This window comes from Paenibacillus sp. DMB5 (assembly GCF_001517085.1).
Classification (GTDB): domain Bacteria; phylum Bacillota; class Bacilli; order Paenibacillales; family Paenibacillaceae; genus Paenibacillus_AQ.
Genome location: NZ_LRAC01000028.1, coordinates 23698 through 32464 on the forward strand (window position 1 = coordinate 23698; position 8767 = coordinate 32464).

At 50.8% G+C, this 8767-nt stretch carries 4 protein-coding genes and 1 pseudogene; 2 read left to right on the forward strand and 3 right to left on the reverse strand.

What is annotated here, in order from left to right; genetic code table 11:
- Window positions 1-116 precede the first annotated feature (116 nt).
- Entirely contained in the window at window positions 117-2312 is a 2196-nt protein-coding gene (locus AWJ19_RS05890) for an S-layer homology domain-containing protein (RefSeq protein WP_068722127.1), read from the forward strand.
- 162 nt (window positions 2313-2474) lie between these two features.
- On the opposite strand, the gene AWJ19_RS05895 is transcribed toward AWJ19_RS05890, so the two are convergent.
- From AWJ19_RS05895 to AWJ19_RS05905, 3 genes are all read right to left on the reverse strand, one after another.
- Window positions 2475-2957, reverse strand: coding sequence for a peptidoglycan recognition family protein (locus tag AWJ19_RS05895; protein ID WP_068722128.1), 483 nt, complete (start codon window positions 2955-2957; stop codon window positions 2475-2477).
- 10 nt (window positions 2958-2967) lie between these two features.
- Complete coding sequence (locus AWJ19_RS05900) at window positions 2968-5373, reverse strand: tetratricopeptide repeat protein (RefSeq protein ID WP_068722129.1); 2406 nt, start codon at window positions 5371-5373, stop codon at window positions 2968-2970.
- Window positions 5374-5484: 111 nt separating this feature from the next.
- On the reverse strand, window positions 5485-6363 hold the full coding sequence (locus AWJ19_RS05905) for an AraC family transcriptional regulator (protein WP_068722130.1): 879 nt from the start codon (window positions 6361-6363) through the stop codon (window positions 5485-5487).
- Window positions 6364-6552: 189 nt separating this feature from the next.
- Here AWJ19_RS05905 and AWJ19_RS05910 point away from each other — a divergent pair.
- Window positions 6553-8624 (forward strand): annotated as a pseudogene (locus AWJ19_RS05910) (beta-galactosidase).
- Window positions 8625-8767: the final 143 nt, after the last annotated feature.

Genomic DNA, 8767 nt, shown 5'->3' on the forward strand with positions numbered 1-8767 from the left:
ATCAAAAACCTGCATCCATAAGCAATTTTCCAGATTGTTCTGCGAAAAGGTTCCTGCTATAATGATGTGAGATATTATTACATAATATACCAATATGATTAGAAAGGAACGACAAGATGGTGATCAAATCACGCTTATTCAAACACTTCTTAATTGTTCTCATGCTCATTGCACTCATCACCGGATTGTCTCCTGCGCTGCCCAGTGCCTTTGCAGAAAAAGCAAGCGACGAAGTTACCGCTTCCAAGCAGCCCGAATTAACATTGTTTGATGCTTCATTTAATTCGGATGTGGTCATGTACCGTTTGGGCTACACCTTTCCTGCAGGAACTTCCTATGATTATTTCGATGCCGTACTTGATGCGCGAATCGAGTTCATTGAGGAGGCAGGTAGTGAGCCTGCGGTCTACTACCGGAACGATCCCAATGTTAACGCTGTGAGGGTAACCGGTGATTCTTCGATCTATATTAATCTGACGCTGCCCCGAAGCTTTTTTGATGAGCAGTTCATAGAAAAGAAGCTTAATCAAGGCAGACTGGTCTTCACCCTGCATGTACTGACACCCGATGGTAAGGATATCCCCTCGCAGGAGCAGACTTATGTCGATCTGGTTGACCCCAAGCCACTGGCGGGCTCCGGGATTACCACGAAGTCCAATCCAACCAGTACAGCGCCTGCGACTCCTACCGGCACCCTGCCTGCAAAGCAGTCCAGCGTAAATAAGGCTCCATCTGCCACCAGGTATCCTAAGGTTATTTCAATCAGCACTTTCGGTTTTAACCACCTGGCATTGAAGAATGACGGCTCGGTCTGGGAATGGGGAAACACGGAGGGAGCGAAACAGGTATCCGGATTACCCTCCAATATTGTGAAGGTAGCGGCGGGAACACGGCATCGTCTGGCGCTTGATTCGGACGGCAATGTGTGGGCCTGGGGAATGAACGATGCCGGACAGCTGGGGAATGACATCTACGGCTACGAAAGCTTTTATACCACTCCTGTTAAAGCACAAATTGAACATGTTAAAGATATACTGGCTTTTGATAATACCTCCTATGTTTTGAAAGAGGATGGAACAGTCTGGATCTGGGGGGATGAAGTCTTCGTATCCAACTCGATTATGGAATCCACTAAGCCCCTGGAATACCCGATCCAGATTCCGGGCATTAACCATGTGACAAGCATTGCCGGCGGATACAAGATGTTAATGCTGAAGAATGACGGCACGGTCTGGTACTACCAGGGTAAGGATAGCGGGATGGAATTTACCGGGCCTCACCGGATGCAGTATGTGATAAGCCCCATGTTCGAAATCCTGGGGATCCGTTTCGCTTCGGTGGACCCTATTCCGGAGTTTACAAAGGTAGCGAAAATATGGGGCGGGGGAGATCCGAGATACGCCCTTAAACAGGACGGCACGCTGTGGATGTGGGGAGAAAGCCAGCCGATTCTAAAGAAAGCTACCGATGTGGTCAAGATCAGCTCCGGACACTTCCACACGCTCCTGCTGAAGAAGGACGGCACAGTCTGGACGTCAGGTTCCAACCGTCAGGGTGAGCTGGGACTAGGGTATACCGATGAAGCCGAGGATTACCGTAAGTTTCACCGTGTGACAGCCATTAAAGATGCCGTCGATGTTGCCGGCGGACTGACTAACTCCTACGTTCTGAAACGGGACGGAACCGTGTGGGCATGGGGATATAACGATAAACGGGGAGTGCTTGGCGACGGTACAACGAGCAAACGGCTTGTCCCCGTCCGTATCCCGGGATTTAGCCCACCGCTAGGCTATGATATGGAGGGGCATTGGGCGCAGTCCGCTATGGAGCGGCTGTACGATCAGTCGATTCTTGGCGGCTACAGCGATCGTTCCGTTAAGCCGAATTCGGCTATTACGAGGGAACAGTTCGTGAAGATGCTGGTGCAGGCAAAAGGCCTAGCGATAGTGAAGGGTAGAACATCATTCTCCGATGTAACAGCCAAGCGGTGGTCGAACGGAGCGATTGAGGCGGCCGTCGCGAACGGGATCATTCAGCCGAATGAATATGGCGCACGCTTCTTGCCGGAGATGAATATCACCCGTTCTGAAATCGCTGCTATGGCGGCCAGGGCTCTGGGCCTGCAGCCTAATGAATCGGCACTTGCCTTCCGGGATAACGCTGATATTAAGAATCAGCGAGGTTATATCGGAGCTGCAGTGGAAGCGGGGATTATCGGCGGATTTAAGGACGGGACCTTCCGGCCTAATCAGACTGCCACCCGGGCAGAGGCGGCGGTTATTATAACCCGCATTATGGACTACGTAAAATAACGGATGAGATTGGCATATACCCTTGGAATGAGGTAGACCCTTTTCTTTGAACTAAAATAGCCAGTCGCCTGAAATCTGCAGGCAACTGGCTATTATTTTTATTTTTGCTTGATATGCTTTTCATTCTATTGGAGGCTACGTCCCTTTTTTTGGACGGCATAGTTATATTCCGGACAACTGCATACGGATCCGGCTCATATCTACATGAGACCCCGGACAGCTTTTTGTAACGCCAGCAACTTCCCGGTGTCCGATTACGTCCCTTGGAGACAGCTTGTATCGTTCCATTAAATACAGGCATAGCTTCAACAATGAATCCATCTGGCATTTGGAGGGCTCATGCAAATCCATATTACCGGACATGCAAATACCGATGGAGGTCTCATTGCGTCCAAGGGTATGAGCACCTGCATGATAGCCGCGTCCCTTTACAATCTGTCCGTCTGCTATGCCCGGTGCCTCTATGAAAAAGTTATATCCGATTCCGCTCCAGTTCATCGTGTCCCTGTGATAGGCATGGGTACGATAAATGTCCCAGCCTTCCTCCTCCGTGTGATGGATAATGATGCTGTCCACATCCTGCAGGGGCTGAAGCGGCTCGCTAAAGTGGAGATTCACTTCCGCAATCCAATCTTCTGTGCTCATTCGATCACTCCTAGAAATCCAGATGTAAGCGTGAGGGCATGGGATCCAGACCTATGATCTGATTCTTCGTCAGGATCGAATAACGGCTTCTATAATGATCTTCACCATATATAGCCCGTTTGATTTCGATCGCCAGGTCCATTTCTCTTGTTGAATGGTCTGTCCGTCCGGCTAAATAGCAATAGACTCCAAGGTTATGATGCAGCTTTGCCATTTCATCCGAAAATTCATGGTTCAGTTCTTCTAAAATATGTACTGCTTTATTGTAGTATTCTTCTGCCAAGCGGAGTTCGCTGCGCCTCATTAATATATTGCCATAGTAGAGAAAGACCTGGGCCATATCCCGGTGCAGCGGTGAAAGACTGTTCTCCCTAAGCGAGAGTGCCTCTTTACAGATCGTAAGCGCCGTCTCGTATTGTTCCACGTCATGATAAAAATAGACCAGGTTGATTTTGTAATCAGCCAGTTTGCGCGGGTTATAATTTTCAGGAAGCAGGGAAATCCGGATCGCTCTCTCGTAGAGCGGCAGCGCCAAATGGTGAAGCTTCATGTCCTGATACAGGGTGGCGAGATTATTCGCAGACATAGCGACACCGATATGATCCCCGCCAAGTACCTGTTCTCTGAGCGCAAGAGCTTTACAGTATAGCGGCTCTGCCTCTGCCATCCGCCCCATATTATGATAGAGTGTGCCTAAGCCATAATAAGATTTGGCCGTGAACCGGTTTTCTTCACCATAAAGGGTAAGATGTATGTCTAAAGAGGTGTCGAACATGATTTCCGCATCCGTATAGTTGCCTTCTTTGAAATAAATATAGGCCAAATCGTAGACGAGGATTCCTCTTAGGGACTGTGCTTCCGTAGTTTCCAATGATTCCAGGTAGCTGATAAACTGCTTGAACAGCGGGATCGTTAACTCCCATTTTCCCGAGTTGAAGAATTTGGCATCCTCAAGGCGGAACCATTCCGATAACGAGTCATGCGTACGCCATCCGTGCTCAACCTGTTGAAGTCCGTGGAAAAAAGCTTCCTCCAGCCAGTTGTAGGCATCCCGCAACGTTCCGGTGAAGGTGTGCCGGCTCAGCTGACTCGCATAATATCCGAACAAAAACAGGTGCCCTTCCCGGATCGTATGGACACTTTGGTGATGACGCAGGCTTTCCCGCATCAGGGCATGCATTTCCCACCGGTTAGTCAGCTCATTATGATAGATGAAGGAGAAGCGCAGCAGCTCGTCTCTTTGGAAAAGGGGATAGCCGGTTTGAAAGGCCTGTACGATCGCTTCAAATAAGGCTTCGTCCCATGAACGGGTTATGGCGAGCAGCTCCAGCGTCTTTATCTCATAAGGCGTCAAATATTTAAGCAGACGCTCAATGAGGCTCTCCGGCGTTCTCCAGTCTACAAAATCCTGGACATTCGGCGTCCGGGTACGAATAATTTCCTGGTGCAGATTCACAGCCAAACGGAGGGTATACGCGTGCCCGTAAGATTGTTTAATAATCGCATTCTGGATTTCTTCATCCGTTACCCCGGAGCGGATCAGTATGGTTTTGCTCTCTGCTTCGGTTAAGGAGTCCAGCGGGCGCTGAGAGCAGACGAACTCCCAATTGGGATCGGTCTCCGCCCATCGCAGACGTTCTCTTCCGGTAATGACCCACAGGAGGCCGGGGTGGCCTTGGATCATGGCGCGGATCCAGCTGTCTACAACAGACTGGTATCCCTTCATCCGCTTATCTTCCCATAGAGCCTCATATGTATCAAGGAATATAACCAGCCGGCAGCTGTTCTTGGTCTGATGGGCTACGAGATCTTCAAGCAATACATCAGGTAAATAAGTTAACAATTCTGAAGCATCCAACGCCGATAACTGGGATAAATAATCCATTTTTGTTTTGGTCAAATATTTATGAATAAAGCTCGAGGACTTACGGAACAAGTTATACACTTTAGGAACCAGTCCGAGTCCAGGCACATCTTCGATTGTATTGATGAGTTCGACTAGCAGGTCTCCTTCATCAAGCAGCGGGGTAATCGACTCCTTGAGCGGCAAATGGGCATAAGCCTTGCTCATATATAAGGCGTATACAATATCGAAAAAGGAAAAGTTGATTTTTTTGCTGGAAATGATTGATTTCCTGAGGTGGATTAGTGCATTTTCCGGCTGTTGATGAGCCTTGGTCTCAAAATCCACGATACCTACAGCTATATCTTCCCGCCGGGTAAGGCGATTAACCATTTCTCTTCGCAATGAGGACTTGCCCGCACCCCCCACTCCGTAAAAGCACAGCACTTTGTAGTCCTCCTGCTGTTGTACCTCAAGAGCATGATATAGTTCATCGAAATAGGACTCGCGGCCTGTGAAGGAATCTTCCTGCCTTCTCTTTAGCTTGTCCATCAAAGTGGAGCGCTGAAACATCAAATGAAAACCTCTCTTCCTGCCATTAAGACTAAGAACAGCATTCTAGTCCTTTCTGTATCTACATTACCTTATTTCTAAATATAGCAGCAATACGGTTATTCGGTATGTTCAAGTTACAGGCTGATCCCGCTCACCCGCAAGACGGCTGCGCATGACACCCGGCGTACAGCCGTAAGTTTTGCGGAATACCCGGATAAAATAATTGGTCTCCATCCCGACATTCAGCGCCAGATCCTGCACCGGCCGCTCGGGGCTTTCGGTAATCATCTGCAGTGCGCGCTTCAGCCGCAGGTTCTGCAGGTATTTATGAGGTGTTACACCATACTCCTGCAGGAACAGGCGCTGGAAATGCTGCACCGAATAGCCGACCGCTGAAGCCAGGTTGGCAATCAGCAGCGGTTCGGTAAAGTGCTCATTGATCAGGCTGACCGCTTTTTGCAGCGCCTCATTGCGGACGGTTTCGGTCTCCAGACGTTCAGCCGGACCCTGGGCCGAATCTCCTCTGCGCAGCATCAGCAGCAGCCGGTACAGAGTGACGGACAGCTCCTGCATCGTCTGTTCATCCAGCCGGGCGGCATTGTGACGGTCAACGGTATGCCAGATTCCGGCAATGGCGTCCCAGCATTCCTCAAACCGCTCAGCCATTACAGGCACAGAAGGCAGCAGGCGCAGCCCTTCCAGTACTGCGGCAGACTGGCTGCCGTCAAAGCCGATAAAGGCCAGATGCCAAGGCTCATGGGACAGCGGATAATATTCATGCCCCCGGTCAGGAGGAAAGGCAAAAACCATACCCGGACTTAGCACCGTTTCCGTTCCGTCCGTAAGATCGCGGAACAGCCCGCTGCCGCTGCGGATCAGGAATACCTGATGCACGGGAAAGCCGGAGGGGCGGACATGATGGTATTGGATATGATGGCCTACAGAGTAGGGGTAAAGCGGAAATTCATCAGGCTGGCGGGGCAGCTCGACCAAAGAAAAGGGAAGCAAAGTATACACCTCATATTCATTTTGTACTATGCAATCGCGAGTTTATTCCTACTGTCTGACAGCGTTTATCCTATATTATAAACAGTATAAATGATTATCCGTGATTTGGACAAGGATACTGAGTGGATGCAATCAGAGAAAAGTCCCATCCTGACACGGGAAAGATGATGAGAGGATGAATCTACTGCTATGAGTCTAAAATCCCCTGCAATCAGCAGCAAGGCTCCGGTCATGCTGCATGGAGCCGATTATAATCCCGAGCAATGGCTGAAATACCCTGAAGTTTTTAAAGAGGATATCCGCCTGATGAAGCTGGCAGGCTGTAACGTGATGTCTGTCGGTATTTTTTCCTGGGTGTCCCTGGAGCCGGAAGAGGGCGTCTTTACGTTTGAATGGCTGGACCATGTACTGGATACCTTTGCCGAGAACGGGATTTACGCTTTCCTGGCGACTCCGAGCGGTGCACGTCCGGCTTGGATGTCCGCTAAATATCCGGAAGTTCTGCGTGTAGAGCGCAACCGTGTACGTAATCTGCACGGCGTCCGCCACAACCACTGCTTCACTTCTCCGGTCTACCGGGAAAAAACAGCGCTGATCAACTCCAAGCTGGCCGAGCGTTACGCTCACCATCCGGCAGTTATCGGCTGGCATATCTCCAATGAGTTCGGCGGCGAATGCCACTGTGATTACTGCCAGAATGCTTTTAGAGATTGGCTGAAAGTGAAATATAACGGCAGTCTGGAAGAGGTTAACCATGCCTGGTGGGCAACCTTCTGGAGTCACACGTATACGGCATGGGAGCAGATCGAATCCCCGGCTCCGCACGGTGAGACTCAGGTTCACGGCCTGAATCTGGACTGGCGCCGTTTGTCAGTGAGCAAACCATTAATTTCTGCAGCCATGAAATGTCCGCGGTGCGTGGCTACAATCCTGAGCTGCCGATTACGACTAATATGCATATGATCGACGGTATCGACTACCGCGAAATGGCCAAGATCCTCGATGTGGTTTCCTGGGATGCATACCCGGACTGGGGCTACACTGAAGATAACGATGATGCCCGTCTGGCAGCTTGGACAGCAATGCACCATGACATGTTCCGCACCTTCAAGCATAAGCCGTTCCTGCTGATGGAGAGCACACCTTCGCTTACCAACTGGCAGTCGGTCAGCAAGCTGAAGCGCCCGGGCATGCACAAGCTGTCTTCCCTGCAGGCGGTAGCGCACGGTTCGGATTCTGTGCAGTACTTCCAGTGGCGCAAGAGCCGCGGCTCCAGTGAGAAATTCCACGGTGCCGTGCTGGATCACAGCGGACATGGCGAGACCCGTGTATTCAAGGATGTAGCAGAAGTGGGCCAGATTCTGGCCGGTCTGACGGATGTGGTGGGCACCTCTACTCCTGCACAGACAGCGATTCTGTATGACTGGGACAACCGCTGGGCGATTAAAGATGCCCAAGGTATCCGCAATTCCGGTCTGAAGTTTGAAGAGACTGTACTGCAGCACTACCGTGCGCTGTGGGAGCAGGGCATTCCGGTTGATATTGTCGGTTCCGGCGACGACCTATCCCGCTATAAGCTGGTTATCGCACCGATGCTGTACCTGATCAGTGAAGAGAACGGAAAGAACATTGAGCAGTATGTAGAGCAGGGCGGTACCTTCCTGGCAACTTACTGGTCAGGAGTTGTAGGCGAGACAGACCTGTGCCATCTGGGAGGCTTCCCTGGACCGCTGCGCAAGACGCTGGGCATTTGGGCAGAAGAGACAGAAGGACTGCACAGCCGCGATCTGAACGGGCTGGTAATGGAAAACGGCAACGCCCTGGGCTTGTCCGGCGACTATGACGCGCATGAAATTGCCGAGCTGATTCACCTGGAAGGCGCTGAAGCGCTCGGCCACTACCGCAGCGACTTCTATGCCGGACGCCCGGCACTGACTGTCAACAAGCTTGGTGCAGGTGAAGCCTACCATCTGGCAACCCGTGTTAAAGACCTGGCGTTCTACGTGGAGCTGTATGCTGCCATTACTGCCAAGGCGGGGATTGCCCGCACGCTGGAATCTGAGCTGCCTGTAGGTGTAACTGCACAGCTGCGTACAGACGGCGAAAACGAATTTGTTTTCGTACAGAACTTCAGCGGCGAAGCACAGACTGTGAAGCTGGACGGCCGCGGTTATACTAATCTGGAGACAGGCGCTGCAGCTCCTGCAGAGCTTGAGCTGCCGATGAACGGATTGGCAATGCTGAAGCGTCAAGCGAAGTAATAAGAGAAAGACCCGCACAGCCGGTGTGGTCAAGCCCCTGTTTTATAGACACTGAAAAAAGACCCTAGGCTATAAGCTGCTTCCGGTATTCTACCGGAGGCAGCTTATTTAGTTTTCGTTGCGGTCGATGTTCGTTATAAAAT

Coding starts and splice junctions, on each gene's coding strand:
- AWJ19_RS05890 (WP_068722127.1), top strand. CDS start 117: ATGGTGATCAAATCACGCTTATTCAAACACTTCTTAATTGTTCTCATG.
- AWJ19_RS05895 (WP_068722128.1), bottom strand. CDS start 2,957: ATGAGCACAGAAGATTGGATTGCGGAAGTGAATCTCCACTTTAGCGAG.
- AWJ19_RS05900 (WP_068722129.1), bottom strand. CDS start 5,373: ATGTTTCAGCGCTCCACTTTGATGGACAAGCTAAAGAGAAGGCAGGAA.